Source organism: Bacillus sp. PK6-026, from assembly GCF_054161455.1.
Window position 1 is genome coordinate 950,001 of sequence record NZ_CP096418.1, and the last position, 26,783, is coordinate 976,783.

The 26,783-nt window shown below is 44.3% G+C and carries 21 protein-coding genes, 16 tRNA genes, 2 rRNA genes, 3 pseudogenes and 1 riboswitch (1 of these 43 only partly in view); of the genes and pseudogenes, 34 read left to right on the top strand and 8 right to left on the bottom strand.

What is annotated here, in order from left to right; genetic code table 11:
* The 20 genes from M1D59_RS04715 to M1D59_RS04810 all read left to right on the top strand — a co-directional run.
* Window positions 1-246: ribosomal RNA gene (locus tag M1D59_RS04715) — 23S ribosomal RNA — on the top strand (it extends 2,684 nt beyond the left edge of the window).
* Window positions 247-355: 109 nt separating this feature from the next.
* A 5S ribosomal RNA gene (gene rrf, locus M1D59_RS04720) occupies window positions 356-471 on the top strand.
* A 9-nt stretch (window positions 472-480) separates the two neighbouring features.
* Window positions 481-555: transfer RNA gene (locus tag M1D59_RS04725), tRNA-Asn, on the top strand.
* Window positions 556-561: 6 nt separating this feature from the next.
* Window positions 562-653, top strand: a tRNA-Ser gene (locus tag M1D59_RS04730).
* 14 nt (window positions 654-667) lie between these two features.
* Window positions 668-742 (top strand) — tRNA-Glu (locus M1D59_RS04735).
* 117 nt (window positions 743-859) lie between these two features.
* Window positions 860-935 (top strand) — tRNA-Val (locus tag M1D59_RS04740).
* Window positions 936-956: 21 nt separating this feature from the next.
* Window positions 957-1,033 (top strand) — tRNA-Met (locus M1D59_RS04745).
* 21 nt (window positions 1,034-1,054) lie between these two features.
* Window positions 1,055-1,131, top strand: a tRNA-Asp gene (locus M1D59_RS04750).
* A 10-nt stretch (window positions 1,132-1,141) separates the two neighbouring features.
* A tRNA-Phe gene (locus tag M1D59_RS04755) sits at window positions 1,142-1,217 on the top strand.
* 3 nt (window positions 1,218-1,220) lie between these two features.
* Window positions 1,221-1,293 (top strand) — tRNA-Thr (locus M1D59_RS04760).
* Between the two features lie 7 nt (window positions 1,294-1,300).
* Window positions 1,301-1,385: transfer RNA gene (locus M1D59_RS04765), tRNA-Tyr, on the top strand.
* A 7-nt stretch (window positions 1,386-1,392) separates the two neighbouring features.
* Window positions 1,393-1,466: transfer RNA gene (locus M1D59_RS04770), tRNA-Trp, on the top strand.
* Window positions 1,467-1,486: 20 nt separating this feature from the next.
* A tRNA-His gene (locus M1D59_RS04775) sits at window positions 1,487-1,559 on the top strand.
* An 8-nt stretch (window positions 1,560-1,567) separates the two neighbouring features.
* Window positions 1,568-1,639: transfer RNA gene (locus tag M1D59_RS04780), tRNA-Gln, on the top strand.
* A 53-nt stretch (window positions 1,640-1,692) separates the two neighbouring features.
* Window positions 1,693-1,767: transfer RNA gene (locus M1D59_RS04785), tRNA-Gly, on the top strand.
* A 14-nt stretch (window positions 1,768-1,781) separates the two neighbouring features.
* Window positions 1,782-1,852 (top strand) — tRNA-Cys (locus M1D59_RS04790).
* Between the two features lie 12 nt (window positions 1,853-1,864).
* A tRNA-Leu gene (locus M1D59_RS04795) sits at window positions 1,865-1,953 on the top strand.
* A 14-nt stretch (window positions 1,954-1,967) separates the two neighbouring features.
* Window positions 1,968-2,049 (top strand) — tRNA-Leu (locus M1D59_RS04800).
* 813 nt (window positions 2,050-2,862) lie between these two features.
* The gene (locus tag M1D59_RS04805; protein WP_023856453.1) at window positions 2,863-3,957 is read left to right on the top strand and encodes a response regulator aspartate phosphatase; all 1,095 of its coding nucleotides are present in this window, start codon (window positions 2,863-2,865) and stop codon (window positions 3,955-3,957) included.
* Window positions 3,958-4,095: a hypothetical protein gene (locus M1D59_RS04810; RefSeq protein WP_458117838.1), complete on the top strand. Its 138-nt coding sequence runs from the start codon at window positions 3,958-3,960 to the stop codon at window positions 4,093-4,095.
* Window positions 4,096-4,391: 296 nt separating this feature from the next.
* Here M1D59_RS04810 and M1D59_RS04815 read toward each other — a convergent pair.
* From M1D59_RS04815 to M1D59_RS04835, 5 genes and pseudogenes are all read right to left on the bottom strand, one after another.
* A pseudogene (locus M1D59_RS04815) lies at window positions 4,392-4,589 on the bottom strand (hypothetical protein); the annotation flags it as partial.
* A 334-nt stretch (window positions 4,590-4,923) separates the two neighbouring features.
* Complete coding sequence (locus M1D59_RS04820) at window positions 4,924-5,214, bottom strand: contact-dependent growth inhibition system immunity protein (RefSeq protein ID WP_458117839.1); 291 nt, start codon at window positions 5,212-5,214, stop codon at window positions 4,924-4,926.
* A 38-nt stretch (window positions 5,215-5,252) separates the two neighbouring features.
* A pseudogene (locus M1D59_RS04825) lies at window positions 5,253-5,388 on the bottom strand (polymorphic toxin type 50 domain-containing protein); the annotation flags it as partial.
* A gap of 144 nt (window positions 5,389-5,532) precedes the next feature.
* Window positions 5,533-5,913 (bottom strand): hypothetical protein, encoded by a 381-nt coding sequence (locus M1D59_RS04830; protein ID WP_103749092.1) that lies wholly within the window; start codon window positions 5,911-5,913, stop codon window positions 5,533-5,535.
* Window positions 5,914-6,256: 343 nt separating this feature from the next.
* A pseudogene (locus M1D59_RS04835) lies at window positions 6,257-7,420 on the bottom strand (ribonuclease YeeF family protein); the annotation flags it as partial.
* Window positions 7,421-7,743: 323 nt separating this feature from the next.
* Here M1D59_RS04835 and M1D59_RS04840 point away from each other — a divergent pair.
* The 3 genes from M1D59_RS04840 (at window position 7,744) to M1D59_RS04850 (ending at window position 14,020) form a co-directional block, all read left to right on the top strand.
* On the top strand, window positions 7,744-8,862 hold the full coding sequence (locus tag M1D59_RS04840; protein WP_458117840.1) for a response regulator aspartate phosphatase: 1,119 nt from the start codon (window positions 7,744-7,746) through the stop codon (window positions 8,860-8,862).
* A gap of 802 nt (window positions 8,863-9,664) precedes the next feature.
* Window positions 9,665-10,990 carry a TGS domain-containing protein gene (locus M1D59_RS04845; RefSeq protein ID WP_271725602.1) on the top strand — a complete coding sequence of 442 codons (1,326 nt, stop codon included), beginning with the start codon at window positions 9,665-9,667 and terminating at the stop codon, window positions 10,988-10,990.
* A gap of 222 nt (window positions 10,991-11,212) precedes the next feature.
* Window positions 11,213-14,020 carry a M14 family metallopeptidase gene (locus tag M1D59_RS04850; RefSeq protein ID WP_103749091.1) on the top strand — a complete coding sequence of 936 codons (2,808 nt, stop codon included), beginning with the start codon at window positions 11,213-11,215 and terminating at the stop codon, window positions 14,018-14,020.
* Window positions 14,021-14,244: 224 nt separating this feature from the next.
* Here M1D59_RS04850 and M1D59_RS04855 read toward each other — a convergent pair whose 3' ends face one another.
* On the bottom strand, window positions 14,245-14,760 hold the full coding sequence (locus M1D59_RS04855; protein WP_271725600.1) for an HXXEE domain-containing protein: 516 nt from the start codon (window positions 14,758-14,760) through the stop codon (window positions 14,245-14,247).
* Between the two features lie 109 nt (window positions 14,761-14,869).
* Here M1D59_RS04855 and M1D59_RS04860 point away from each other — a divergent pair, with 109 nt between their 5' ends.
* The 7 genes from M1D59_RS04860 (at window position 14,870) to ssuD (ending at window position 22,414) form a co-directional block, all read left to right on the top strand.
* Entirely contained in the window at window positions 14,870-15,439 is a 570-nt protein-coding gene (locus tag M1D59_RS04860) for a TetR/AcrR family transcriptional regulator (protein WP_035339157.1), read from the top strand.
* A 127-nt stretch (window positions 15,440-15,566) separates the two neighbouring features.
* A complete protein-coding gene (gene aroD, locus M1D59_RS04865; protein ID WP_025811878.1) occupies window positions 15,567-16,331 on the top strand; it encodes a type I 3-dehydroquinate dehydratase in 765 nt (254 codons plus the stop codon).
* Window positions 16,332-16,425: 94 nt separating this feature from the next.
* A riboswitch (TPP riboswitch) is annotated at window positions 16,426-16,534 on the top strand.
* Window positions 16,535-16,682: 148 nt separating this feature from the next.
* Window positions 16,683-18,458 carry a phosphomethylpyrimidine synthase ThiC gene (gene thiC, locus M1D59_RS04870; RefSeq protein WP_035339446.1) on the top strand — a complete coding sequence of 592 codons (1,776 nt, stop codon included), beginning with the start codon at window positions 16,683-16,685 and terminating at the stop codon, window positions 18,456-18,458.
* Between the two features lie 201 nt (window positions 18,459-18,659).
* Window positions 18,660-19,427: an ABC transporter ATP-binding protein gene (locus tag M1D59_RS04875; RefSeq protein WP_025811874.1), complete on the top strand. Its 768-nt coding sequence runs from the start codon at window positions 18,660-18,662 to the stop codon at window positions 19,425-19,427.
* A 41-nt stretch (window positions 19,428-19,468) separates the two neighbouring features.
* Window positions 19,469-20,437, top strand: a complete 969-nt coding sequence (locus tag M1D59_RS04880) for an aliphatic sulfonate ABC transporter substrate-binding protein (RefSeq protein ID WP_216921109.1) — start codon at window positions 19,469-19,471, stop codon at window positions 20,435-20,437.
* A complete protein-coding gene (locus M1D59_RS04885) occupies window positions 20,434-21,270 on the top strand; it encodes an ABC transporter permease (RefSeq protein ID WP_020450657.1) in 837 nt (278 codons plus the stop codon). The genes M1D59_RS04880 and M1D59_RS04885 overlap by 4 nt, the downstream gene beginning before the upstream one ends.
* A 13-nt stretch (window positions 21,271-21,283) precedes the next feature.
* Window positions 21,284-22,414 (top strand): FMNH2-dependent alkanesulfonate monooxygenase, encoded by a 1,131-nt coding sequence (ssuD, locus tag M1D59_RS04890; RefSeq protein WP_020450658.1) that lies wholly within the window; start codon window positions 21,284-21,286, stop codon window positions 22,412-22,414.
* A 30-nt stretch (window positions 22,415-22,444) separates the two neighbouring features.
* Here ssuD and M1D59_RS04895 read toward each other — a convergent pair whose 3' ends face one another.
* Both M1D59_RS04895 and M1D59_RS04900 read right to left on the bottom strand, forming a co-directional pair.
* The gene (locus M1D59_RS04895; protein WP_025811868.1) at window positions 22,445-22,903 is read right to left on the bottom strand and encodes a hypothetical protein; all 459 of its coding nucleotides are present in this window, start codon (window positions 22,901-22,903) and stop codon (window positions 22,445-22,447) included.
* The gene (locus tag M1D59_RS04900; RefSeq protein WP_035339153.1) at window positions 22,900-23,106 is read right to left on the bottom strand and encodes a helix-turn-helix transcriptional regulator; all 207 of its coding nucleotides are present in this window, start codon (window positions 23,104-23,106) and stop codon (window positions 22,900-22,902) included. The genes M1D59_RS04895 and M1D59_RS04900 overlap by 4 nt, the downstream gene beginning before the upstream one ends.
* A 550-nt stretch (window positions 23,107-23,656) precedes the next feature.
* On the opposite strand from M1D59_RS04900, the gene M1D59_RS04905 reads away from it, so the two are divergent.
* From M1D59_RS04905 to M1D59_RS04920, 4 genes are all read left to right on the top strand, one after another.
* Window positions 23,657-23,869: a hypothetical protein gene (locus M1D59_RS04905; RefSeq protein ID WP_020450662.1), complete on the top strand. Its 213-nt coding sequence runs from the start codon at window positions 23,657-23,659 to the stop codon at window positions 23,867-23,869.
* 106 nt (window positions 23,870-23,975) lie between these two features.
* Window positions 23,976-24,722: an ABC transporter ATP-binding protein gene (locus M1D59_RS04910; RefSeq protein ID WP_020450663.1), complete on the top strand. Its 747-nt coding sequence runs from the start codon at window positions 23,976-23,978 to the stop codon at window positions 24,720-24,722.
* Window positions 24,688-26,157, top strand: coding sequence for a hypothetical protein (locus tag M1D59_RS04915; RefSeq protein ID WP_144498047.1), 1,470 nt, complete (start codon window positions 24,688-24,690; stop codon window positions 26,155-26,157). The genes M1D59_RS04910 and M1D59_RS04915 overlap by 35 nt, the downstream gene beginning before the upstream one ends.
* On the top strand, window positions 26,147-26,779 hold the full coding sequence (locus tag M1D59_RS04920) for a PqqD family protein (RefSeq protein ID WP_458117841.1): 633 nt from the start codon (window positions 26,147-26,149) through the stop codon (window positions 26,777-26,779). The genes M1D59_RS04915 and M1D59_RS04920 overlap by 11 nt, the downstream gene beginning before the upstream one ends.
* Window positions 26,780-26,783: the final 4 nt, after the last annotated feature.

Here is a 26,783-nt window from a genome sequence, read left to right on the forward strand (position 1 = left end):
AGTACGAGAGGACCGGGATGGACGCACCGCTGGTGTACCAGTTGTTCTGCCAAGGGCATCGCTGGGTAGCTATGTGCGGACGGGATAAGTGCTGAAAGCATCTAAGCATGAAGCCCCCCTCAAGATGAGATTTCCCATTCCGCAAGGAAGTAAGATCCCTGAAAGATGATCAGGTTGATAGGTCTGAGGTGGAAGTGTGGCGACACATGGAGCTGACAGATACTAATCGATCGAGGACTTAACCTAAATGTTTGTGAATCGTCTGACCGTTATCTAGTTTTGAGAGAATAATTTCTCGAAAAATGCACTTGCATTTTTTCAAATACATAGTATAATGATCTTTGTCACTAAATTGTCTGGTGATGATGGCGAAGAGGTCACACCCGTTCCCATGCCGAACACGGAAGTTAAGCTCTTCAGCGCCGATGGTAGTTGGGGGATTCCCCCTGCGAGAGTAGGACATCGCCAGGCAGGCATTATTCCGCAGTAGCTCAGTGGTAGAGCTATCGGCTGTTAACCGATCGGTCGCAGGTTCGAATCCTGCCTGCGGAGCCATTTATTGGAGAGCTGTCCGAGTGGTCGAAGGAGCACGATTGGAAATCGTGTAGGCGGCCAACGCCGTCTCAAGGGTTCGAATCCCTTGCTCTCCGCCACTTTAAATACATCTGGCCCGTTGGTCAAGTGGTTAAGACACCGCCCTTTCACGGCGGTAACACGGGTTCGAATCCCGTACGGGTCACCATTCTTTTTTGGACAGCACGCTAAAAAGCATCAGGTTTACACCGAAGCTTTTTAAAGGAAGGCATGCTAAGATCGCAACGTCCTGTTGCAACGCATGCACTTGTACGTCCTGTACTTCGGAGGATTAGCTCAGCTGGGAGAGCATCTGCCTTACAAGCAGAGGGTCGGCGGTTCGATCCCGTCATCCTCCACCATTTCTATGAAAATCATATTATCGCGGGGTGGAGCAGTTCGGTAGCTCGTCGGGCTCATAACCCGAAGGTCGCAGGTTCAAATCCTGCCCCCGCAACCAAATTAAATTCATTGCCAAAATGGTCCGGTAGTTCAGTTGGTTAGAATGCCTGCCTGTCACGCAGGAGGTCGCGGGTTCGAGTCCCGTCCGGACCGCCATTTAAATAAAGGCTCGGTAGCTCAGTTGGTAGAGCAACGGACTGAAAATCCGTGTGTCGGCGGTTCGATTCCGTCCCGAGCCACCATTTGCCGGTCTAGCTCAATTGGTAGAGCAACTGACTTGTAATCAGTAGGTTGGGGGTTCAAGTCCTCTGGCCGGCACTGTTTTGGAGGGGTAGCGAAGTGGCTAAACGCGGCGGACTGTAAATCCGCTCCCTCAGGGTTCGGCGGTTCGAATCCGTCCCCCTCCACCATGTTTTTAGGGGCATAGTTTAACGGTAGAACAGAGGTCTCCAAAACCTCCGGTGTGGGTTCGATTCCTACTGCCCCTGCCAATTTTAATTCACAATTTATGGCGGTTGTGGCGAAGTGGTTAACGCACCAGATTGTGGCTCTGGCACTCGTGGGTTCGATTCCCATCAATCGCCCTTCATATTGGGCTATAGCCAAGCGGTAAGGCAACGGACTTTGACTCCGTCATGCGCTGGTTCGAATCCAGCTAGCCCAGTTTTCATCTTTCTTTATCATCCTGCATATGATAAGATGAATATTAGTTAAAATGCGGAAGTAGTTCAGTGGTAGAACACCACCTTGCCAAGGTGGGGGTCGCGGGTTCGAATCCCGTCTTCCGCTCCAATTCTTAAAATGATGGCGGCATAGCCAAGTGGTAAGGCAGAGGTCTGCAAAACCTTTATCCCCGGTTCGAATCCGGGTGTCGCCTTATTTGCCTCGTGCCGGGGTGGTGGAATTGGCAGACACACAGGACTTAAAATCCTGCGGTAGGTGACTACCGTGCCGGTTCAAGTCCGGCCCTCGGCACCATTGATCACACACATGCCGGTGTGGCGGAATTGGCAGACGCGCACGACTCAAAATCGTGTTCCTTCGGGAGTGTCGGTTCGACCCCGACCACCGGTATCACTAATCATCGTATTGCCAAACGATGAAAGAGCGTTCCTTATAAAGGGAACGCTCTTTTTATTTATTCTTTATCTTGGAACGAGTCCGTAAGAATTTTTTCTTAAGGACTGCGAGTTCTGGAAGCTGCGAGAACATACCGTGAGATATTATCGAAATGAGCTTAATAAGGTGCAGAAACTCTTACAGGAGCAAAATGTATCTGGCGATCCCTCGTCAGGAGCAGTGGTATATCATTGGATATATACGCAGAGGAGGACTAAAATTCCTTAAAGACCGGATCACTAATTCAGTCGACAATAAGAGAAGCAACTTTTAAGCCAGCCGAATCTTAGAACATTCACAGGTAACCGAGACTATTCAATGATGCTGCTCTTATTGAAGACAGGTATTCGGGAGAATGAGTTCGCAAGCCTAAAATTTAACAGTTGTAAAAATCGAAGAGAAGAATCAGTCATACACGTAAGAAATGCAAAAGGGGATCAAGAAAGAAGTGTATCGATTACGCCATAATGAAGAAGCAGCTTAAAAAGTATATTTCTATCCGAGGGTATGTCTAGGCAGAAGCAATGTTTATTACTCTCGATAGAGAGTCTGTCATTGAAATAAGAAACATTTGAGAAAAGGACAAATAAGTTTGCCGTAACTTCCTAGGGCGGCAATCGCACAATAAATTATATAGGCAAGCCCTCACTTTTTATTATCCATTTATAGGGTAAAAAGTAAATTATACAAATTCCTTTGCAAAGATTGGTAACTTTCTGTAAAATGTTCTCATAGCGATAGAGGCAGTAAAGTGTGGGAGGTTTGACAATGAAAACAGTAGCCTCTGTGAACGTAGCCAATCTCATCAATCAGTGGTATGTTCACATAAAAAAGAGAGATGTTTCAAATGCCGTAGAACTTAGGGACAGAATAAAAGGCCTTTTAAACGTAATGGAAGAAGATCAGGATGTTTTGCTTTACTTTAATCTACTTGATTACAGGTTCAGAGTATTAATGGAAGACGTCGCGGGGGAGCCGCAGCTTCCGCCTATTGCTGAAGATAAGGCGAAGACAGACGGTTTGTTACGATACTATTACTTTCTCTTTAAAGGAATGTATGAAAGTGCGAGGAGCAACTACTCTAAAGCGCTTAATTGTTTTAGAGTTGCCGAGCGGCAGCTCGATAATGTCGAAGATGAAATCGAAAAGGCCGAGTTTCATTATAAGCTTGGAAATCTCTATTATTTTACGAAAACAACTCTACTTTCTTTTCATCATCTTTCAATCGCGAAGAGCATTTATAGGGCTTATGAAGAATATAAGACACAGTCGATAAACTGTACGGTACTGCTCGCACTCAATTATATAGACGACGGACGTTTAACAAGAGCTGAAAATATGCTTAAGAGTTGCGCAGAAAGACTGATCAAGATGGGCGATATTCATCTGCTGGCGGCTGTCTACTATGATCTCGGCTTTTTAAAAATTCAAGAGGATAAACATGAAGAAGCACTCGAGTATTTCGACCTCTCATTTAAAACGGATGATATCGAAAAAAATGCGCCTATTATGTACATGCAGTGCATATACGAGTCAGCTAGGTCAACTTATAAGATAGGTGAGGTTGATAAGGCGCTTAAGTGGGTTCATCTTGGTTTTGAGTTTGCTCAGAAAACGAATAATATCAACTTTTCGCTCAAATTCTCGATTCTAAATATATGCTATAGCGCTCCCCTCGAGGGTGTACCGCAAGTCAAAGAGTTTATCGAAATGCTCGAGGAGAGAGAGGCTTACGTAGACATTGAGGCGCTTGCTGAGGATGTGGCCAACGTCTACAGCTCATTAAATAATTACAAATATTCCACATACTTCTTGGAAAAAGCAATAAAATCAAGTAAACTAACAGGAAAGGAGGTTCTTTAAATGAAAAAACTTATTGTAACTGCTTTCCTTACTGCATCGCTTGGACTCGTTTTAACCAGCGCAGTAGACTTCCTCGCAGAAAGTATCCAAACAGCAGACTCAGTAACATTACTTGCCTCAAGAGGAGCGGGCTCATAAAACAAAAATACAACAGTAAGAGGGCGGCTATTACAGCCGTCTTTTTTTGCTTTCGGTTACCTTTCGCAGTTTGAATTTGTATACTATAGTTATGTCTAAAATACGAATCTTACGCCATGATAGACCGTAATGGCTTATTATATCGAATATACTGTGGACTAAGGCTTTCTAATAGAATCGGCACCACTCAAAATCGTGTTCCTTCGGGAGTGTCGGTTCGACCCCGACCACCAGTATCCTTAGCTCTTTTAAATTGGATAGAAAATGTTATGATTTGAAATGGTTTTGCACATTCTTTACACATACTCAACTTCTTCAGGCTTTTCAACTTCCTCAACAGCCATATCTTCAAAAATGTTTACTGTCTCAGTTTCATCTCTTTCCCGAAGCTCTTTAATTAAGTGAACATATGTATTTGACGTGGTTTCTATATCAGCATGTCCTAACCTTTCACTTACATAATAAATTGACACCTTTCTATAAAGCAGCACGCTTACGGGAGGGCGCTTTTATTTTAGGGAGATGATCTGGATGGAATCGAAATGCGAGTATTGCGGTGAGGTTCATGGGGTTTTATTGCGGGAGGAGAAAAGGGAGAATGGCGTTGAAATTTGGTATATTCAATGCCCCGCCTGCCAGCATAGGGCCGTGTTTTCTGTGACTACCCCACAAATTAGAGTCCTCAAAAGCGTATTAGAGGTGTAAAGAACCAATATGCGAAAGCCGACAACATTTACGGGCCGAAGACAAAGGCAAAACTTGAATCCTTACTTGAAGTAATAAAAAAGGCCCTCTCGTAAAAAAGTGGGCCTTTCAAGTCTTTTTCTTTTAAATAGCTTCTTTTATTTGCTCTATTACACTTCTTAACCATTGTATTGGAGTTAATCCGATAGCAGGAAAATAAATTTCGCAGTGCGATTTTATAAAGTCTTCTTTCTCTTGATCAGATATGTCACTATTTAAAAACTCTTGACAAAATTGTATTGTGAAAGCCAAGCATTCTTTGCTGGATTCACTAATAAACTCATTCAGTGCTTGTTCTGGGGACCCCATATCCTGATGAAATGTGCCATCCAAAAAATCGCTTAACTCTTCAAAAATATCATAATTATCTTGCATATTGAAACTCCTTTATTTTATGAGTATCAATCCTTTTGTTATGGTTCTGATGGTTTCGCAGGAACTATATGAGCACCGTCTTTTGAATAATGTATTGTTCCCCTAGTAGTTTCAATATATTTACCAGTTTTCATGTCATCCATATGCTTTACCTATTTTTTGGCCGAAGTCAACAACTGCCCATTCTCTCCACAGATATTACGCTAAATTTTTCCCATTCGCGTATTTATTAGCCAAATTATGAAATATCAATTCTGTATCATTTGTTGATAATTCATTGCTACTTTATTCTTAAATGGTTTCTTGTCAATCTGGTCATTAGTTATTATCAAGAAACTCAACTGCTATTCTGTCGACTAATAACTCTACAGGTTTACCTATCAAATATTTATAATCATTAAAGTATCCGTCGTCATCATAGATTTTTATCCCTGCATCAATATAATTTTCATGTAGTATCCCGCGTATATAATATCTATAACTATCTTCAATTCGTGCTAATTCTTTATTTTCTTCATCTAACTCTAGAAGGTCTAACTGATCTAAAACGGTGAAGCTAATAAAAACAGGATATTCTTTCCCTTCTTCAATGACATAGGGACAGATAGTTGAAAATCCAGTAAATTCAAATCCGTTTATTTCAAGAGTAACCTCTTCCTCTATATGTGGGTGTAACTTTTTTAGTTTTGCATTATACATTACTATCAACCGCCTTTTATTTATCGACTGGATTTATTATAGGAACATTCTTATTATTAATGGTTTTCCAAAATTTCTTTCCGCTTTGAGTATGGTAAGTCGTTATTTGTCCGTCGTGATTTGTGCCAACAAATTCAAATTTGGCATCACCTCTTCGGCTGTTTCCCATAAATCTGACATAACCAGTTCTAATTCCATCTTTATATTTATATTCAACCTTAATACCATTTTTTACTACGTCTCTAGCTCCGTTTAAGTATTCATCAGCATTTCTATACAGACCTTGAAATTCATTTCCGTGCTTATTAAAATGACTCACTAATTTCTCTTTGTCTGCAAAGTTATTAGGGAGTTTTCCAACCTTGGCAACCTTCTTTGCCGCCTCTTCACCTTTAAATAACTTGAAGCCGCGCTTTCCGTACTTAAATGCCTTTCCGATAGGGGTGACACTCAATCCGGCCATCAAACGATCACCATTATCTTTAACGATTTCGCCTGTCGCAAGGTCGTATCCAAACGCTGCTCTTACTGCATCATACACACCTGTAAATTCCATCGCCGTATCGAAATATTTAGCAAAGTCGCTTTGTTCCACATTCTCTGGAAGGGTGTAGGCGGGTTCTATCTTGACGATTGTATCACCATCTATGTATGCCCGGTAAAGCGTATCGTTAAATACTCTATAATCTTTTTTCAGTTCATTCAATTCCTCTTGGGTGTACTCTTTCTTGGCAACCTTTTGTGTCGCCAATTTTTTTAATCGATCTGGATCGGCGAGAGTGTTAATGTCCGCATCTTCTTTGTCTCCGACTTTTTTCAGCATGGCACCCATCGCTGTTTCTTGATTTCCACTTAAGGTATCCATCTCATCCGGCTTTAAAATCGTGCCTTTTTGATAACTGGTGATTTCTATTTTGGGGCCGGTATACATCTTTTCGAGCCGCGCGATGTATTTTTGCATCGTCTCAAGATCGTTTTCAGCCGTTTTGAGGGCGTTGGTTTGCTCACGGTCAAACGCATGCAGCTTTTCAAGAGTCGTACTGATTTCCTTTAATGCTTTCTGATTCTGTTCATGAAAACCGCTGTCATTTAAATCCGGTAAATCAACGATATGGCTGACTTTTGCGATCGTCGCGTTGGTCTTGGAAACCAAATGTTTTGTTGTTCGATCAGCCGCATTTAAGCCATTCTCAAGTTCATGTTCGAGAAAGGACTGTGAAATAAATCCGTTATGGTTTGGTTCCAGGGAATTCAACGCGCTTTTCATTTTCTTCAGCGTGGAACTGTATTCCTCTATGAAAGTGTCATAGAACCGCAGAAAAGGGGTGTGACATTCCTCGTAAAAGGCGCGGATCGCGTCGCCGCCTTTTCCTTTTAAAGCATCATCAAGTGATGTGATCCCCTCAACGGCCTTTTTAACTTTATCGAATTCGTCTGATTGTTGTTATAATTGTTCCAGCGTTTGATCAATTGCATGGTGCAGCGCCTGAACATCCAGAGTCTTCATGGCATTCTCCTCTAATACTTTTCATTACAATCAGTATATAGTTTACCACTTTATAGAAAGGACTTGGTGAATATATCCTGTTCAACCATGAAAATGAATCATTGGACTTAGGTCATTACTTCTATTAATTCATTTCGATTACCGTAAACAAGTTTGTTATAGCATTCTTTAGGCTCTGTGACTAAACCAAAAGCCATTTGTTTTAAATCTGTCTTTCGGTATCACGAAAATCTCATTTTTTGGGATGATAGAAGTTTTACAATTATGAATTGTATGTTAATCTTTACATAAAAAGGATGTTAGTTGGAAGGGAATGATGGCAGTTGGAGACTATCCCGTCTTCTGAAGTTGGAATCAAAATAAACCGCTGGTACAACGAAATTCAAAAATTAAACGTAATAGAAGCAGAACAATTAAAGGCGGAAGTTCACTTAGCTATAGAAAGAATGGAAGAAGATCAAGACTTGCTTTCCTATTATCAGCTTATGAATTTTAGACATGAGTTAATGTTGGAATATCTTTTCCCGGCAGAAAAAAAGCTGAGCAAATCGGATTATCTTAGGGAAATTGAGGGACAGGGAAGAAAATTGTCAGGCTTGCTCGAATACTATTTTTCCTTTTTCACCGGAATGTATCATTTTTCACGAGGAAAATACATAAAGGCAATTAAGGGTTATAGAGCAGCGGAAAAAAAGTTGACGAAAGTTTCAGATAAAATAGAAAAAGCAGAATTCTATTATAAGATGGCTGAAGTGTTTTATCATATGAAACAAACTCATATGTCAATGTATTATGTGTCTCTCGCTTATGATATTTATAAATCCTATGATGCATATGTGATTCGAAGAATCAATTGTCTATTCGTTGTTGCTGGGAATTACATTGATTTATCAACGCATGATCAAGCTTTACCGCATCTTTTAAGCGCTAAGGAATCCGCGGAAGACATTCAAAACAAGGCGATCGTTGCAAAGGCTCTTTTAAATGTCGCATATTGTTATAATGCAATGGAGAGACCAACAAAAGCTATTGAATACTTTCATAAGGCGATTGATGTAGCAAAGGAAATAAAGGCAAAGGAACTGACTCAGGCTTATTATGATTTGGCTTTAATTCACTTTCGAAATAACGAAAATATTGAAGGACGAAAATTTTATGAAAAGGCGCTTGAAAGTGCGCGGGTATTTGAAGATGAATTATTCCTGTGTCTGTTGGACGTTTTAGAAGTACTGTATATAAAATCATCTAATAAGTCAGAGGTACTAGAAACAATGAAACCATTACGGGATAGTCGTGGTTACCCCTATCTTGAGGAACTGGCATTAGAAGCAGCTCTATTCTATACTAGGAATGAGCGGCCAAATGATTCCATATTTTTTTATGATCAGATGGTGCAGGCTCAGAAACAAATCAAAAGGGGCGACTTTCTGTATGAAATCTAAGCTGTTTCTTTCGCTGACCCTTGCATTGGGCTTGTTGGTCGTGTCGGACGCTTCCATTCACACATCTGTTGAACAACAACATGCAGAATTTTCTGTGGCATCTAGGCTCGCAACATAATTGTGTTTGGGCAGGTCATTTGTTGGCCTGCCTTTTTGGTGAAAGAATTATTTTAGTTTGAAAACGAACCTATGCCAAAATCTTGGACGACTTGTATAAAGCAGAACGATTGTGTTGATACTCATTTTTCTTCGCCCCTTGTGTTGGAATTTTCATCATATCAATCTTTGAATATGTACGGTCCGCATTATTAGCAATTTAAAATTTTTCGCGCAAATTTTGCACAAAGGCAGACAAAAACCTTGAAATATCAATGGTTCTCTGGGTATATTCGACCCTGACCACCGATATCGCTGAAAACCGTATTGCCAAACGACGAAAGAGCGTTCCATATAAAAGAAACGCTCTTTTTGTTTATTCCTCAACAAAGCGGAAAACCGCCAAAATAAACACAATGATCAATTGTTGTTGTCCGCACTCTCATTCTTCATTCAGCACCATTGAAATTCATCCAATCAAATCATCACATTTTAGTGAGAATAAGGCACCTTGTCATCAGCAAGGTGCTTTTCTTTATGCAATGATATGTCCCGATCCTCCGATCGCCTTTTTACGTTTTGTTTACAAGTTGATCAAACTTTAGCGACATCTGCCCGCTATATTGAATACAGCCAGATCTCATCCAGATATAGACAAAGGAACAATGGAACACGTAAAGGATTAATTTTTTGAGGAGGAATACAGTTGTCAATTCGCATTAAATTGCCTGACGGGTCCGTCAGAGAATTTGAGGAGGAAGCAAGCATTGAAGATGTCGCTGCTTCTATTAGCTGTGGCCTGGAAAATGCGGTTGCAGGTAAATTAAACGGAAAGCTTGTAGATTTATCAACTCCGCTTCAGGACGGTGCGCTCGTTGAAATTGTCACCCGGGACTCGGCTGAAGGTCAGAAGTTCAAGCGTGAAAAAGCGCGGGGGACAGGGCGTATTGTGGCACTTGATGCAGCTCGGGGGCTGGCGGTCATCGGGATGTATTTGCAGCACTTCGCCTTGAACGAAACGAACGGTTCAATCGTTTCCGGGAATACGACGCTTCTATTTGTGCTTTGCGGCGGCATCTCCTATTCGATCATGGCCGGGCGCATGTTGGATCGAGGAATGGAGCCGGCCGCATTTCGGACGCGAATGCTTGCCCGCGCGGTATTTATCGATATTATAGGATACCTTCTCATCATGCTGAATACTCCGTTCGGGGTGATTTTGCCAGCTTATGCGGCACTGTTTGTGCTGGCGTTGGTGCTGATTCGTCGTTCGACACGTGTGTTAGTTACAACAGCAGCTGTTTTGCTTGCAGTGAGCCCGCCGCTGATGATTCTCGGAGGCAGCGTCCTGTCGAAAGCATACTTACTTGGTGATATGGCAGGCGGCCCGATGTCGGCGCTCGCACTTGCACCCGCTTTTGTCGCCGGTATGGCAATCGGGCGCTTCGATTTGACCAGGATGCGGACCGCACTCTCGCTAGTGGGCAGCGGCACAATCATGGTTATCGTCTCTAAAGTTTTGGGCACTTTCGTTCTTCCGGGGCTGAGCCGTTCATTCGAAGAGTGGCTCGTAAGTGTTCAAGGCACCGCCGGCGCTGAGCCGGATCAGTATGCAATCTGGCCGCACAACGTGGCACCGCCGTTGTGGCACAATCTTCTTTCGATCGCTCCGCACAGTGCGTCAACTTTCCAGACGATGCTGGGGCTTGGGGTTGCCTTTCTGGTGCTTGGATTGGTATGTCTCGTGCAGCAGAAAAACTCTGCCGTGTTAAAGCCGTTCGCGGGAGTCGGACGTGTGGCGTTGACGATGTATGCAGCTCAGTTTGTTGTTATATGGACTCTTGAAATCTCGGGGGCCAAGTATGATATCGGGGCCATTCCATTCAGTGATCTGTTCGTCGCGGCCATGGTGACGGTGACAGGGTGGCTGATTGCACGGCTTCCTGCCGGTCCGCTTGAGACAGCGATGCGCCGCTTTGACCGGGCCTTCAGCACCTTGGGACCCGTCACGGGAACGACGACATCCAGGTAGGCGGTCTTTTAACATTTTACCTGAAGAAACCGTCTAAGGAGGCAGTTCCTTCAGGCTGTTAGCCTGTCGGGAGCTCCGGAAGATATTGGAGGAGGAGGGCATGCTGAATCAGAGTGTGAGGCAGGCAAATGAAATGCAGCCAGAACTCCTCACTCTTGTAATGGTTTTCTCTTATCAAGTTTGCAATTTGAAAATATCACGAAATGGGGATGGCATTTTTCTATGTTTAAGAATTCGTTCACAAAGTGTTATCTGATCTTGGTTTTGTCGCTTATGATGCTGCTTGGAGCGATAACCCCCGGTGTTGCTATGGCGCAGACTGGCAAGGGGACGGCGTCCGGTCAGCAGACAAAAGTAAAGACTAAAAAATCTCAGAAGCTAAAACTGGACAACAATGTTGCTTCGATGACAGAGAAACGAACGCTTCATGCTGCGTTTAAGCTTCCGCAAGGTGTTGATGTGAAGAGCTTAAGCTGGACGTATGACGGCAAACCGCTGTCTCAATGGAAAAAATATAAGGTCCGTGATTACAGCGGTGCACCTTTCATTACTGTTAGCCATGTAAAAGTGACCAACGGCAAGGTTCATGCTAACATCAATTTCGATCTTCCATACGATACAGACAACCTGTCAGAGCCGCGATTGCAACGTCCGCTATACGCATCGCTGATGGGCACATATGATTTGGCGGCAACAGTGAACGGACGAGTGGTTGCCCATGCTCCCGTAAAATTGACGCCATATGACAGCTTCCGCACTTACGATGAGCTGAAACCGGAGATCGATGCCGTTACAGCAAAAGCTGCGCAAAAAAACAACAGATATATCAAAACGACTTCTATTGGAAAATCGGTCGAAGGCCGTGATATCTATTTGACAGTGCTTGCCAAAGATAAAGCCGCTGTCGATAAGTATCAGAAGGTGACTCACCCTGCCATGCTCAATGACCCGAAGAAATTGCAGGCCGACATTAAATCCGGCGCATTTGGCGACTATCAGGTGCCGATCTGGTTGAACAATATTCATCCGAATGAAGCGCCTGGCGTCGATGCGATCATGAATTACTTTAAGTCAATGGCATTGGATAAGAGCATGACGTACGATACAGTCCTGCCGAATGGCAAGAAAAGCAAGACAACGTTGAATATAGACGATGCATTGGAACATGTTTTTTTCCTGTTCGTTTATACGGACAACCCGGATGGCCGGGTTCATACAACACGTTCCAATGCTGAGGATTTCGATTTGAACCGGGATAATTCTTATCAAACCCAGCCTGAAACGCGCAGCGTAACGGAACAAATCGCGAAGTGGTCGCCGCTGTCTTTTCTGGATATGCACGGGTTCGATGCCAATTTCCTGATTGAGCCTTCTACTCCGCCTCATAACCCGAATGTTGAGTATGACCTTTTGATTGACCACATGGTGGAACAGGCAAAGGCTATGGGTGAGGCCGGGATTGCTAATACGAAGTATGACTACTATCATATTCCTTATGAAGAACATCGGAAAACTGCGAAAGATCCAAATTATGTGTCAAAAGGCACGGCTTCGGGATGGGATGATGCATCTGCAGCATATACCGCTGCATTCGCCATGTATCACGGTGCGATGGGTCACACGCTGGAAACGCCCGAGTCGAATGAAGAGTCTACCAAAGCTCTGTATTACAGTTCTGCGGCAGCTGCAAAATATGTAGCGGAAAAAAAAGAAGAACTGTTTCTGAACCAATTAAAAATATTCGAGCGCGGCGTGGACAATATCGATGATCGCGCTGTCGATCATTACTTGGTCAACGCCAAAAACGAAGAGATCGGCCGACCGCGGCAGGGCAATCAAAACTTCTTCCCGGAATATTACGTACTGCCGGTCGATAAAAATATTCAAAAGAATGTGTTGGAAACCTATAAGATGGTTGAGTACTTCCTTCGCAACGGCGTAAAGATTGAACGATCAACAAAAGCGGTAACCGTTGACGGAAAAACATATCCGGCAGGATCATTTATTGTAAACATGCACCAGGCAAACCGCGGCCTCGCGAACTTGGTCTTGTATGATGGAATAGATGTATCTGATTATGAAATGATAGCCGGTGAGATGATTCAAAATTTCCATGATATGCGAGGTTTTGACCGTTATGTCATTCGAGATGCCGGGGTGTTCAAAGGCAAGACTTCTGCCATCACCTCCGTGTCGTTTCCGGGGACTAAAATGCCAAAACGCTCAGCTTATGTGCTGATCCAGAACACAAGCAATGATGCGATAAAGGCAGTCAACGAGTTACTGGCAGCCGGCAAGACCGTTACAATGCTCACCAAGAGCGGATCAGGCTATCAAGCGGGCGACTTCGCGGTTGCCTACAAGGACCTGGCCCCATTGGCTTCCAAGTACTATCTCGACGTGAGCGCATCCGGCCATAAGAAACCAAGCGGCAAAGTCCTCAAGGCTTCTACTGTAGGAGCACTGGGTGAAGCGGCATATGTACTGAAAAATCTGGGCTTTAACGTCACCTCAGAACAGGCGGGCGCAGATGTGCTTGTCAATACGTTCGACTCTTCTAAATATGTTAATAAAGGAAAGCCTTACATTGCATTTGGAAACATGGGGATGACGAATGTTCAGAAGTGGATACCCGGATTTTCTTTTAAAGGACCTGAATGGGAGAGATACGAAGGCGTCTTCTTGGCAAATGTCATGCAAGATCATGCTATTACAGCTCCTTACAATAAACAGGAATACTTCTACACAGTCACTGGTTCTTATATTACCGCTGTTCCTAAAACGGCAAAAGTGCTTGCGGTGATTGCTGATGAAGATCACTTCTTCAAGGCAGGCTGGTGGCCTGGACATGATGCTGCCAAAGGAAAGATTATGGCTTTCACGTATAAAGATAACAACAAGAACTTAACTGTTTTCGCTAACGATCTAACCAATGACGATCATCCGCAGCATCAATATCGGTTGCTGGCGAATTCGATTTTCAATGCCGGTCCCGGAAAAACCGAAAATGCTCCATCATCAAAACGATGAGAGGCTGGACAGCTGAAGTGCAAGCGGCTCCCGCAGTGGAGGTGTCTCGTCTAAACAGCTGGATAGACAAGCTTTGGAACGAACATTGAACCATCGTTAGCAGTGCCATGATTTTAGATCATGCTGCCTTTCTTTTGAAGGGCAGTTTTTTCGTGTCTGACGGGTCTTCATCGTTTGCTTTGCTTCTAGTCAAAGGGCCGGAAGCTTCCGTAAGTGCCTGCTTTTCATATGCGGCCATATGCTTCCAGCCTTTCTTGAATCCTCCCCATTTTTTTATGCAGAAACTTAAGGTTAAAAAAGACGATAAGTGTTCCGGATAGGGCTGATAAGATCATTGCAGGAAAACTGAATTTTTCTATCTCTGCGGCAGCGGTCAGCAGATAGCAACAAAATGGCAGCATAAAGATCGACGTTAATATGCCGGGTACATAATGTTTAAATGTGAACCATAGGACGATATGAACAAGGAAATGAACAGTAAAAGCAAAAAAGAAACCAAACCAGATAATATATTGATTAAAATAAATACTGAGAACAGTTACACCAACAGCTAGTATAAATTCTTCGAGCACAGCGCAAACAAAAGAAGCGGTTTTGGCATGTCCAAATGGAGCTTTTTTCAGTTGTTTCAGTTTGCTTCGATATCTTTTGCCCCATGCCTCGACCATCACCATCTCTTCAAAATCATGCAGTATAAATAATATCGGCAGCATCCAAGCTATAAATTGCATGTTTTCCATTTACATTCCCCCTCTTATGTGCCACAATTGTGACATTTCATAGAGAACAAAGTCAATGAGCCAACGAAAAGTGCTACATTGCCATAAAAAGTGCGACAGGAGAGAGAATATGAAGCAAATGCCCTCAAAAACAGCTCAGCAATCTAAAAGCTGGCTGACGCTATCATTGTTGGAGCTTATGAAGGAAAAAAGCTTTTCAGACATCACCATTACAGAGATAGCGGAAAAAGCGCAGCTTGACAGAAGAACATTTTATCGGCATTTCCATTCAAAAAAAGATATATTAGACCGCTATTTTGAGCAGCTTTGCAGTGAGTATTCCAATTACATTGTTCAGGAAAAACATATTGACTTATCCAGTCTTGGACATGCATACTTCAACTTTTGGAGCCGACATGCCGATTTTTTACAAGCCCTTCATCAGAACCATTTGTTTTATTTGATTGTTGAGAAATATAATGAACTTCTACCGGATCTTCATAAAAAATTTAAAGAAGAAACCTTTCATTTTAAAAGCAAAATCGACTTGGAGTACGGGCTTTCATTCAGCGCAGGGGGCTTTTGGAACATCCTTTCAAAATGGTTTGAGAGAGGCCGGAAGGAAACTCCTGAAGAAATGAGTCATATTCTGCAAGGAATAGTAGATTCATTTTTAAACAAGCAAGCTATCGAAAGGTGATCTCATGTTGGTATATGAGTGCTTTAAGCGTTTAGCCTTCTTTCTTAATTTCTGCTTGTGCTTACGGCCAATCTTCGGTACCGTTAATGCAAAGACCCTTGTAATATAGAGAACAGGAGTGAGGCCGTTGTTGAATACGGTGAAGATCAGAGGGGTGGCCATCGGAGAAGGAGCCCCGAAAATTTGCGTGCCGCTCATCGGAAAAACGCATGAACAATTGAAAGAAGAAGCTGCTTTTCTTCTATCGATTAATCCGGATCTTGCCGAATGGCGGGCGGATTTTTTTGAGGATGTCGAAGACGTTGACAAAGTGAAAAAGGTATTGGCTGACATCCGGGAGATCTTAAAGGATATCCCGTTGATATTTACATTTCGCAGCGCGGAGGAAGGCGGCGAAAAAGAAGTCAGTAAGGAATTTTACTTTTCCTTGAATCATGCCGTAGTAAAAACAGGGCTGGCAGATGTGATTGATGTCGAGCTGTTCAATGAAGAGCATCATGTGGAAAAACTAGTTCAATCGGCTCATATGCAGCATGTCTTTGTCATTATATCCAACCACGATTTCGGGAAGACGCCGAGAGCGGAAGAGATCGTTTCCCGTCTCCGAAAAGCCCAGGATCTTGGCGCCGATTTCCCTAAGATCGCGGTGATGCCTGAAACACCGGCAGATGTGCTGGTGTTGCTTGAGGCGACTCATATGATGCATGAGCGGTATGCGAAGCGGCCGATTATCACGATGTCGATGGCCGGAAAAGGCTTGATCAGCCGGCTCGCCGGAGAGGTATTTGGCTCGGCCGTGACGTTCGGCGCAGCGAAAAAAGCATCCGCACCTGGCCAAATTGAGGCGACGGATTTGAAACATATACTTGATGTGCTTCATCGCAATTTATAATAATTGGGTGTGCCGCTATAGTGAAAAAGATTCATATATTTTTCCATCCTTTTCACTTGCCAAATCGGTGTGTTACGATAAAAAATGAATTGAATAGCTTTACTAGGGGTGCCCGACTGCGGGCTGAGAGAGAAACATGTGTTTCTTAACCCTTTGGACCTGATCTGGTTCGTACCAGCGTGGGGAAGTAAAAAGGATTCGGGAGAAGATGGAGAATGGGTATGGTCCGTCTGTCTTCCAGTGATTTTACTGACTGTAAAACCAGGTTCATCATATGAGCCTGGTTTTTTTGTGCTGGTGCTGTTCCGGAGTTTCGTCCTGATCAATTTTTTAGAGGGGAAGGATTTTTACATGAAACAGGAGTCAGTACAGCAAAAAAACATCTCGATTATGTCAAGTTTTTCAGGGAGCCGCAAAGTGTATGTCGAAGGGGCGCGACCTGACATTCAAGTGCCGATGAGAGAAATTTCGCTAAGTCCGACGACGGGTTCATTTGGCGCCGAAGAAAATCAGCCTGTCCGCGTCTACGACACGAGCGGTCCCTATACGGACGCGAATGCAGAGGTTGATATTCTTAAGGGGCTGAAACCTTTGCGGGCGACCTGGATCAGGGAGCGCGGCGATACCGAAGAATATGAAGGCAGAGAAATCAGACCGGAGGATAACGGCTATAAAAGCAAAGAGAAAGCGAGCAACAGCTATCCAGGGTTGAAACGAAAACCGCTGCGCGCAAAAAAAAGTCAAAATGTCACCCAGCTGCATTATGCAAGAAAGGGGATCATTACGCCCGAGATGGAATTTATCGCGATCCGAGAGCATGTATCTCCCGAATTTGTTCGTGATGAAGTGGCAAGCGGACGGGCGATTATTCCGTCAAATATCAACCATCCGGAAAGCGAACCGATGATTATCGGCCGCAACTTCCACGTGAAAATCAATGCCAACATCGGCAATTCCGCTGTCACCTCTTCGATTGAAGAAGAAGTAGAAAAAATGACATGGGCCATCCGCTGGGGCGCCGATACGATGATGGACTTGTCCACAGGTAAAGATATTCATACAACGAGGGAGTGGATCATCCGCAATTGTCCAGTTCCTGTAGGGACTGTGCCAATTTATCAGGCGCTTGAAAAAGTAAACGGCGTCGCGGAAGATCTCACTTGGGAGATTTACCGCGATACATTAATCGAGCAGGCTGAGCAAGGCGTTGATTATTTTACGATTCATGCCGGCGTCCTTCTTCGGTATGTGCCGCTGACGGCAAAGCGCGTCACTGGAGTCGTATCCCGCGGCGGGGCAATTATGGCGCAATGGTGTTTGGCTCATCATGAGGAAAGCTTTCTGTACACTCATTTTGAAGAGATTTGCGAGATTATGAAAACATACGATATCGCATTTTCGCTCGGGGACGGCCTTCGGCCCGGCTCGATTGCGGATGCGAATGATGAGGCCCAATTTGCCGAATTGGAGACGCTCGGCGAGCTGACGGAAATCGCCTGGAAGCATGATGTTCAAGTGATGATCGAAGGACCGGGACACGTGCCGATGCATAAAATTAAAGAGAATGTCGACAAGCAGATGGAAATTTGCAAAGAGGCGCCGTTTTACACGCTCGGCCCGCTGACGACCGATATTGCACCGGGCTACGATCATATTACATCGGCAATCGGAGCGGCGATGATCGGCTGGTACGGCACGGCCATGCTTTGCTATGTGACGCCGAAGGAGCATTTGGGACTGCCGAACAAAGACGATGTCCGCGAAGGCGTCATAACATACAAAATCGCGGCCCATGCGGCTGACCTTGCCAAAGGGCACCCCGGCGCGCAAATCCGCGATGACGCGCTTTCCAAGGCGCGCTTTGAATTCCGCTGGCGGGACCAGTTCAATTTGTCGCTCGATCCGGAAAGAGCGCTTGAATACCATGATGAAACCCTTCCGGCGGAAGGCGCCAAAACGGCACACTTTTGTTCAATGTGCGGGCCTAAATTTTGCAGTATGAGAATTTCCCAGGATATTCGCGACTATGCCAAGGAAAACGACCTTGATGAACAAAAGGCTATTCAAAAAGGATTGGAAGAGAAGGCGAAGGAATTTAAAAAAGCAGGCGGCAGCATTTACAGTTAAAAACGGGCAATACTGCAGATGAAAGGGGAACCTTTCATCTGTTTTTTTATAATATGGGGTTGACAGGTCGGAATAATATGAATTAGTATGTTGTTTAATATTTCGGAAAATTCCATCAGCGCTGATCGGTCAACCGAAGGCTCTTATCTCAATTGGGATAAGAGTTTTTTATTTTCAGTTTAGAAAAGAAAGGGGAACAAGATGTCTTTATCAATTCGTGTAAAAGAAAAAGCATTTGGAAACGGCAGCCTTAAAACAAGCGTGCTTCAAGACGTGAAACTGACGGTCGAAAACGGCGAATTTCTGACTGTCATCGGTCCAAGCGGATGCGGGAAAAGCACGCTCTTAAAAATCGCTGCCGGTCTTGACGGGAATTATGAAGGGCGAATCAGCATGAACGGAAGAGAAATCAAGGGCCCGGGGATTCAGCAAGGTTTCATCTTTCAGGAGCATCGGCTTTTTCCATGGCTGACGGTCGAGCAAAATATCGCCGCAGATTTAAGCCTGAAAGAACCGGCGGTGCGAAAAAAAGTCGATGAATTGATTGAAACGGTGCGGCTGAAAGGCGCGGAGAAACAGTATCCACGCGAGCTGTCCGGAGGTATGTCGCAGCGGGTCGCGATTGCCAGGGCTTTGCTCAGGGAGCCTGAGATTTTGCTGCTTGATGAACCCTTCGGCGCCTTGGACGCCTTTACGAGAAAGCATCTCCAGGATGTTCTGACAGACATTTGGCGAGAAAAGAAGATGACGATGATCCTCGTGACGCACGATATTGACGAATCGGTTTATTTAGCCAACCGGGTCGCGATTCTTACCGCAAAGCCGGGGAGAATCCACAAGCTGATTCCGGTCGATCTGCCATTTCCGCGCAGCAGAACATCGCCCGTTTTTCAATCAATCAGACAAAAAGTGCTGAAAGAATTCGAGACAACGGAAACATTCAGCTTTCAGGAAGGTTCAGGGATTTGAGCAGAAAGGAGCGGAAAAACGTGAAAAAATGGCCGTTGTATATGCTGGGCTGCCTGATGCTTCTTGCGGGCTGTTCAGCAGCCCAATCAAGCGGAGGGGGCGGAGATTTAAAAGAGATCAACATCGGAGTGCAGCAAAGCTTAAGCCCGTTGCTCCTTGCAAAAGAAAAAGGCTGGTTTGAAAAAGAGTTCGCAAAAGAAGGGATTCAAGTGAAATGGACAGAGTTTCAAAGCGGTCCGCCGCAGTTTGAAGGTCTTGCCGCAGGTAAACTTGATTTTTCCCAGGTTGGAAATTCACCGGTGATCGCAGGGCAGGCGGCTGGCATTGATTTTAAAGAAATCGGTCTTTCGCAAGACGGTTTAAAGGCGAACGGCATTCTTGTGAAAAAAGGGAGCGGCATCGATGACATAAAAGATTTGAAAGGAAAGAAGGTGGCGGTGGCAAAAGGCAGCAGCGGGTTCGATTTTCTGTATAAAGTGATCGATAAAGCAGGTCTGGAGCCAACAGACGTCAACATCATTCAGCTTCAGCCTGACGAAGCCATGCCGGCATTTGACAGCGGCGCGATTGATGCATGGTCGATTTGGGAGCCGTTTTTGTCCCTTAAAACGATCAAAAGTGACGCGGCAATATTGGTTGACGGGGAACAAATCGACAAGTATTCCCCGGGTTTTACGCTTGTACGAAGCGAATTTGCCGAGAAGTATCCTGATGAGGTGATCCGTTTTCTGAAGGTGTATGACAAGGCCGTGAAATGGCATAAAAACCATAAGAAAGAAGCAGTTGAAGCGTATGCGAAAATTAAAAATCTCGACAAAAAGGTCGTTGAAAACGTGCTGAATAACACCGAACCGTTAAATGAGCCGATCACAGACCGCATTATTGAAACGCAGCAGGAGACTGCCGATTTTCAATTCGAATTAAAAGCGATTAACAAAGAGATTGATGTAAAAGAAGTGGTTGACAATTCATTTATTAAAAAAGCGCTGAAAGGAGGAGATGACAAATGAGGGCTGTTTCATCAAGCACCCCCTCGATCCAGCCGAAAGCAGGCGCAAAACTGAGACCGGCCGCTTTTCGGCTGGCATGGGGGAAGGGAATTGTATTACCCGTGATATTGATTTTATTATGGCAGCTTGTCGGGTCATTTGAGCTCATATCAAAAACCGTGCTTCCGGCTCCTTTAGATATATTGCTTACATTTCGGGATCTCATCGTATCAGGAGAGCTTTTCACTCATTTAGGCATCAGCATTCAGCGCGCCGCGCTCGGCTTTTTCCTGGGAGCCGGACTCGGGCTCCTGCTGGGGCTTGTAATCGGCTTTTCAAAAATCGCCGAGGATTATCTCGATCCCTCTCTGCAAATGCTGAGAACCGTTCCGCATCTCGCCGTCACGCCGCTGTTTATCTTATGGTTCGGTTTCGACGAACTGTCAAAGGTGCTCTTGATCGCGCTCGGCGCCTTCTTCCCGGTATATATCAACACATTTTCAGGAATCAGGGGCGTCGATTCGAAACTGTTCGATGTGGCGAGAGTATTGGAGTTCCATTGGCTGAAGCAGGTGACTAAGCTGATTCTTCCCGCATCGCTTCCGAACATCCTCTTAGGCATCCGCCTGTCGCTCGGTGTTTCGTGGCTGGGCCTTGTTGTTGCCGAACTGATGGGATCAAGCGCGGGAGTCGGCTATATGATTATGGATGCCAGACAGTTTTCACAAACCGATAAGGTGTTTGTCGGAATTTTGATTTTCGCAGCCGTCGGCAAGCTGACGGATTCATTCGTCAGAATTCTGGAGAAAAAGTGCCTTGGCTGGAGAAACAGCTATCAAGGTAATCAAAAGTAAAGGGGAGATCTTTTTGGACATTTTATGGTTTATTCCTACTCATGGGGACGGACGTTATCTCGGCACAGACACGGGAGGCAGAGCCGCAGATCACACCTATTTTCAGCAGGTAGCGCAAGCGGCTGACCGGCTTGGGTATACAGGGGTTCTTTTGCCGACGGGAAGATCGTGCGAAGATCCGTGGATTACCGCCGCCGCTCTGGCGTCAGTCACGAAAAATCTGAAGTTTTTAGTCGCTGTAAGACCCGGTTTGATGCAGCCGTCGGTTGCGGCGCGGATGGCTTCCACATTCGACCGGCTTGCAGAGGGCAGACTCCTCATCAATGTGGTCGCCGGCGGTGATCCGTATGAATTAGCCGGCGACGGCCTGTTTATCAGCCATGATGAACGGTATGAAGCGACAAATGAGTTTCTCGACATATGGCGGTCGCTTTTAAAAGGCGAGACTGTCAGCTATTCGGGGAAACACTTGAAGACCGAAAACGGCCGCTTACTCTTTCCGCCCGCCCAACACCCTCATCCGCCGATCTATTTTGGGGGTTCGTCAAAGGCCGGGCAGGAGACTGCCGCCAAACACGCGGATGTCTATTTAACATGGGGAGAGCCGCCCCATCTCGTTAAAGAAAAAATCCAATCTGTCAAAAGACAGGCTGAAAAAGAAGGGAGGAACGTCCGTTTTGGAATTAGACTGCACGTAATCGTCAGAGAAACGGAACAAGAGGCGTGGCAGGCGGCAAATAGACTGATCAGCCACTTGGATGATGAAACGATTGCCGCAGCCCAAAACGCGATGAAACGGACGGATTCATCAGGGCAAAAGAGGATGGTTCAGCTTCATCAGGGAAACAGAACCAATCTTGAGATCAGCCCGAATCTTTGGGCGGGCATCGGACTGGTCAGAGGCGGAGCGGGGACAGCGCTCGTCGGTGATCCGGAAACGGTGGCCTGCCGGATAAAAGAATATGCTGATCTCGGCATCGAATCCTTTATCTTCTCAGGTTATCCTCATCTTGAAGAAGCGTACCATTTTGCCGAAAAGGTCTTTCCGCTCCTTCCGTTTCGCCCGAAACTTCAAAGAAAAGCGTCTGGCGAAGTCATCGGAAATGACCATTTTCCGACGAGGCAAAAGGAAAAAACGATTTAAATAAAAAAACTCCAGACATTCTGGAGTTTTTTATCTGTTTTTATAAAATGAAAACATATACGAAAGATGCTGAATAATGATCAGCACAAAGATGACGATGATCGGGAAATACGGGATCCTGGCTTGGAAAAACGGGTAAAAGATCAATAGAAGCGCTGCGACTGGCATCGCCACATACAGCACGATATAAGATGTTCTGCATGCTTTTGCGGTAATCATCTGTTCTCTTTCATCCTGTTCTTTAAATTCGTCAGGGACGAGCATAAAGCGCTGCTTGCGTGAACCGCTTTTTTTCTCCAAGTATGTGTAAATCGAAAGCGCGAGCCCAAAGAGAAGGATGGGAATCAGGTTAAAAACAAAATGGAGCTCTGAAGCGTTTGTTTTCAAGCTTTTGGCGATTTGTTCCGATGTGTGAAAAAAGGTTATAAACGTCCAGCATGCGAGTCCGAACAGAAGGATGTGAAAGAAAGTCCGTGTGATCATATTCATTCGTGTTTGCCTCCCTCTAACCAAAATACGTCTTCCATTTTTAATTGAAATTCATCGCAAATTTTCAAAGCCAAAAGAAGCGACGGGATGTAATTGCCTTTTTCAATGGCCGCAACTGTCTGCCTTGTAACTCCGATCGCGTTTGCAAGGGCTTCCTGTGAATACCCGTACCTTGCTCTCAATTCTCTAACCCTGTTGTTCATCCTACCACCTGCAATTCTTCGTTTATATAGTATATTTGACATATTGTTAAATGGGTTTGACATAATGTTAACTTGATTTTACAATGTAATCAACATCTTTTGATCTAGGATCGGCAGGTTATTAACTGTAACATTTAAATTTATACATAAAATTAACAGAAATGGAATAGAGAAAATAGAATTATCTCACTTTTTGAAAAAAAGGGACTTTGGGGGTATTTTGGGGTTCGGATTTCAGGAGAAAGAGGGTCTTATTAGCTGGTTCTTTTTCCTTAACATCCTTGAAAGACACGAGATTTATAAAAAGAAAAAATGAGAGAGAAAGAAGGAGGAGAAATAAGACAAAAAGATTATAAAGACATCATAAAGTGGAAACGGGGCTTTCATCTTCTCTTCCAAGCCGAAAAGCGTGGGCCATTAGATTGAAAAACCGCGAGATCCTTAAATAAATAGTTGGAACGTAGTGTTTATGAAATAGGAAATTTCATAGATTTCAGTATGATTTTGGATATGTTACTCTTTGGTTACTTGATAGAAAGGAGGGGGAAAAATGACATACGCAGCACCTCAGGTTGACTATTCTGTCAATCCGTCGATCGAAGATCAGGCTTGGTTCTTGGTGTTTGTTGCAGTGCTTTTGGCACTTGGCGCAACTGTTGTTCTTGGCGCCGCTGTATGGTGTGTAGTTAACGGAAACGGCAGCTTCACAGGATCCGTCCAATGGGTCAGCGGTTTGAAAGTCAACATTGAATGTAGGAAATAGCCATACTTAAAGTATCTGTTCACAACAAGAGACATATTTGATGAGGCTTAACCGTCTGTGGGGGGCGGTTAAGTCTTCCTGACATTAATCATACCCTGGAGGCATTATGTTTATTATAGATAACCTATCTAAAACATATAAAAACAATGTGACTGCCGTTAGCGGGTTTCATATAAAGATTGAAAAAAACCAGATTGTCGCGATAGCGGGTCCGAACGGTTCAGGAAAGACGTCGATTATTAATTCCATTTTAGGAATCATTACGCCTAGTGAAGGAACCATTCTTTTGGATGACCTGCAGAACACGACGGCGGAATTCAAGCAAAAGCTGGCGTATGTTCCCGATGAACTGCTTTTGCCGGATGCCCTTTCAGCTGCCGAATATTTGGATTTTGTTTCTTCTATGTATAATTGTACATCAAATGAAAAGCGGAGACAATTAATTGAGCTTTTCGATATGAAAGAGGCTTTGCAGGAGCCGATTGAAACGTACTCACACGGAATGAAAAAAAAGACGCAGCTGATCGCTGCTTTTATGCTGGAGAGCGAATTTGTCATCATGGATGAGCCGTTTCGCGGGCTTGATATTGAAGCGGTCATCAATACGAAAAAGCTGATGAAGCGCTATGCGGCCACACAAGGATCGATACTGCTTGCGACTCATGACATGCTTTCTGCGGAAGAATTGTGCGATAAGATTGCGATTATTTCCAAAGGCGTCAAGATGGATGAAGGAAAAGTCAAAGAATTAAAGGTTAAATACAGCTGTAATTCGCTTGAAGAAGTGTTCTTGAAAGCTTCGATGCTGAGTGATAGGGGTGCGCATTTTGATCAAATCATTCGAAATTTCTAAAATGATGCTGAAAATGTGGCAGAAGGAAATGGGCAAGCTCTTAAATACCGGCACCAAAAAAATGATCGCCGCCCTTTTTTTAATTTTGGCGGTTGCGATGGGGAGCATCATTGGCTACAGCTTTACGGGGATGTTTTTAAGCGCTTTTCTGAATGGAGAAATTCGCTCACTCGGGTTGTTCGTGATTTCAATGTTCATGAACGTCTCGATTTTTACGTTTGTTTTCTTCATTTTATTTAAAGTAAGGACGCCTGAACAGAACAGCTTCTCCATGCAGCTGAGCTGGTTCCCGCTGACGGCTTTCGAGAGGAGTCTCGGATATTTTATTCCGTTTGCCGGCGCGGTTTCATTCCTTGTCCTGTTTATCATGTCTATTCTGCTGATTCCGAATTTTGTCGCCAGCGGTGTAGGCTTTTGGTTTGCTTTTACGTTTTTTGCCCTGCTTTTTGTGCAGATCATTTTTTTCTTTTCGCTTCTCAACCTTGTTTATAACCTGGTGTATATGGTGATCTTGAAATTCGGTTTTCCGCTGCAAAAATTTTTCTCAATGTTTGTTCTTGTCGTATTAGCTGTTATTTACGGATTCACCTCTTTTGATCTGGGGAAGATTCAGAACGCTTATTCAACCTTTGATTATAATCTGACGTATTTTGCAGCGCCGCTGTTTCTCGTGCTGAACGGTCAGCCGGCAGGCGCCGGAATCATACTGGTGGTGCTGATCTTGGCAGCCGCAGTAACTGCTTCGTTTATGTCGCTGAATGTTGTGCCGATCCTCACTGAAAAAAAATCATCCAAACTGTTTTCATTTATTAAAATCCCGTCGTCAAAACCGCTGTCTTTGGCGGTGAAAGAAATAAAATCACAGGCCAGAAATGAAGAAAATATTTTAAACTTCATTTTTTTACTTTTGGCTCTATGCTTTTTAAAATACAAATTTCAGTTCGGATTTACCGGGGAGAGCTATTTGGTGCTTGGAGGCGTGACGGGCATCATCGCCTTCAATTCATATGGGAATGATCTGCGGATGATGCAGGTGTACAAGGCGATGCACTTGAAAATAACAACGGTTTTGTGGTCAAAGTATCTCGGGCTGTGTGTGCTTGGCCTCATTCAACTCTGCTTGTTTTCCGTGTTGACGTGGACTTTTCCTGAGAGCTTTGCGGTCTTTGTAAAGACGATTGCAGTGCTATTAAATGCAATTGCGATGTTCTATTTAGCGGGCATTATTTTTCCGCTTGACCGCAACAACCCTTATATGGGGATCTTCTCTTTCGGAATGCTCCTCATCTTTATGATTCCGCTGTTTTTCATCGTGAATTATGCGGTCGATAAAGTCACGGGCGAAGCGCTGCTGTTTCTCATACCGTGTCTCGAATTACTGCTGATCCTGCTGTTATACGGAGGGTTTAAATGGAGGTACCATTATGATCATTAGGATGTTGAAAGCACTGGTCGGAATCAAAAAAATTCCCTATTTTCCAGAGCATGTGAAGCTGGATCGGAAGCATATTTCAGATCGTGATCTCGATGCGGATTTTCCCATCAATCCGACAGCCTATCAAATGCTGAAAGAAGTCGACGGAAAAAAAGACGAACTGGAGATAGCCGGGGATCTGGCCGGCGTCTTTCGCGTCAGTGAAGAGGTGTTGCTAAAGGATTTGCACCAATTGCTGACAGGGCTCAACCGCAACTATTTAATCAATTGGAAGTACGGTGAACGCCCGTCTTTCCTCGGTTTTCTCTATCAGTTTTTCGGCCAGTACCATATTCGCTACAAGGAAAGGTTTTCAAGCGATTCTGATTCATTTCTGTTTTTGTATATGAAATTTCTTCATGTGATTTCTAAGAAAATTATTGTTTTCTGGCTCGTCTTTTTGATGCTGTCGCTTTCGGCTTACATTTTCGTTCCGGACGGTTCAATCATCAGCATTGCCGCTTATTTTTCCGTCATCTATTTCGGGTTGATCACCGGCACAGCACTTCATGAAGTGGTGCACGGCATCGCGCACCGGAAATTTGTCGGAAAAAAACGGGCCTCAAGGGTTTTTAGCGGCTGATATG

Excerpts from the sequence above, each read along its gene's own strand:
- M1D59_RS04805 (WP_023856453.1), top strand. The coding sequence starts at position 2,863 with ATGAAAACAGTAGCCTCTGTGAACGTAGCCAATCTCATCAATCAGTGG.
- M1D59_RS04810 (WP_458117838.1), top strand. The coding sequence starts at position 3,958 with ATGAAAAAACTTATTGTAACTGCTTTCCTTACTGCATCGCTTGGACTC.
- M1D59_RS04820 (WP_458117839.1), bottom strand. The coding sequence starts at position 5,214 with ATGCAAGATAATTATGATATTTTTGAAGAGTTAAGCGATTTTTTGGAT.
- M1D59_RS04830 (WP_103749092.1), bottom strand. The coding sequence starts at position 5,913 with ATGTATAATGCAAAACTAAAAAAGTTACACCCACATATAGAGGAAGAG.
- M1D59_RS04850 (WP_103749091.1), top strand. The coding sequence starts at position 11,213 with ATGTTTAAGAATTCGTTCACAAAGTGTTATCTGATCTTGGTTTTGTCG.
- M1D59_RS04855 (WP_271725600.1), bottom strand. The coding sequence starts at position 14,760 with ATGGAAAACATGCAATTTATAGCTTGGATGCTGCCGATATTATTTATA.
- M1D59_RS04860 (WP_035339157.1), top strand. The coding sequence starts at position 14,870 with ATGAAGCAAATGCCCTCAAAAACAGCTCAGCAATCTAAAAGCTGGCTG.
- thiC (WP_035339446.1), top strand. The coding sequence starts at position 16,683 with ATGAAACAGGAGTCAGTACAGCAAAAAAACATCTCGATTATGTCAAGT.
- M1D59_RS04875 (WP_025811874.1), top strand. The coding sequence starts at position 18,660 with ATGTCTTTATCAATTCGTGTAAAAGAAAAAGCATTTGGAAACGGCAGC.
- M1D59_RS04880 (WP_216921109.1), top strand. The coding sequence starts at position 19,469 with ATGCTGGGCTGCCTGATGCTTCTTGCGGGCTGTTCAGCAGCCCAATCA.
- M1D59_RS04885 (WP_020450657.1), top strand. The coding sequence starts at position 20,434 with ATGAGGGCTGTTTCATCAAGCACCCCCTCGATCCAGCCGAAAGCAGGC.
- M1D59_RS04895 (WP_025811868.1), bottom strand. The coding sequence starts at position 22,903 with ATGAATATGATCACACGGACTTTCTTTCACATCCTTCTGTTCGGACTC.
- M1D59_RS04900 (WP_035339153.1), bottom strand. The coding sequence starts at position 23,106 with ATGAACAACAGGGTTAGAGAATTGAGAGCAAGGTACGGGTATTCACAG.
- M1D59_RS04905 (WP_020450662.1), top strand. The coding sequence starts at position 23,657 with ATGACATACGCAGCACCTCAGGTTGACTATTCTGTCAATCCGTCGATC.
- M1D59_RS04910 (WP_020450663.1), top strand. The coding sequence starts at position 23,976 with ATGTTTATTATAGATAACCTATCTAAAACATATAAAAACAATGTGACT.
- M1D59_RS04920 (WP_458117841.1), top strand. The coding sequence starts at position 26,147 with ATGATCATTAGGATGTTGAAAGCACTGGTCGGAATCAAAAAAATTCCC.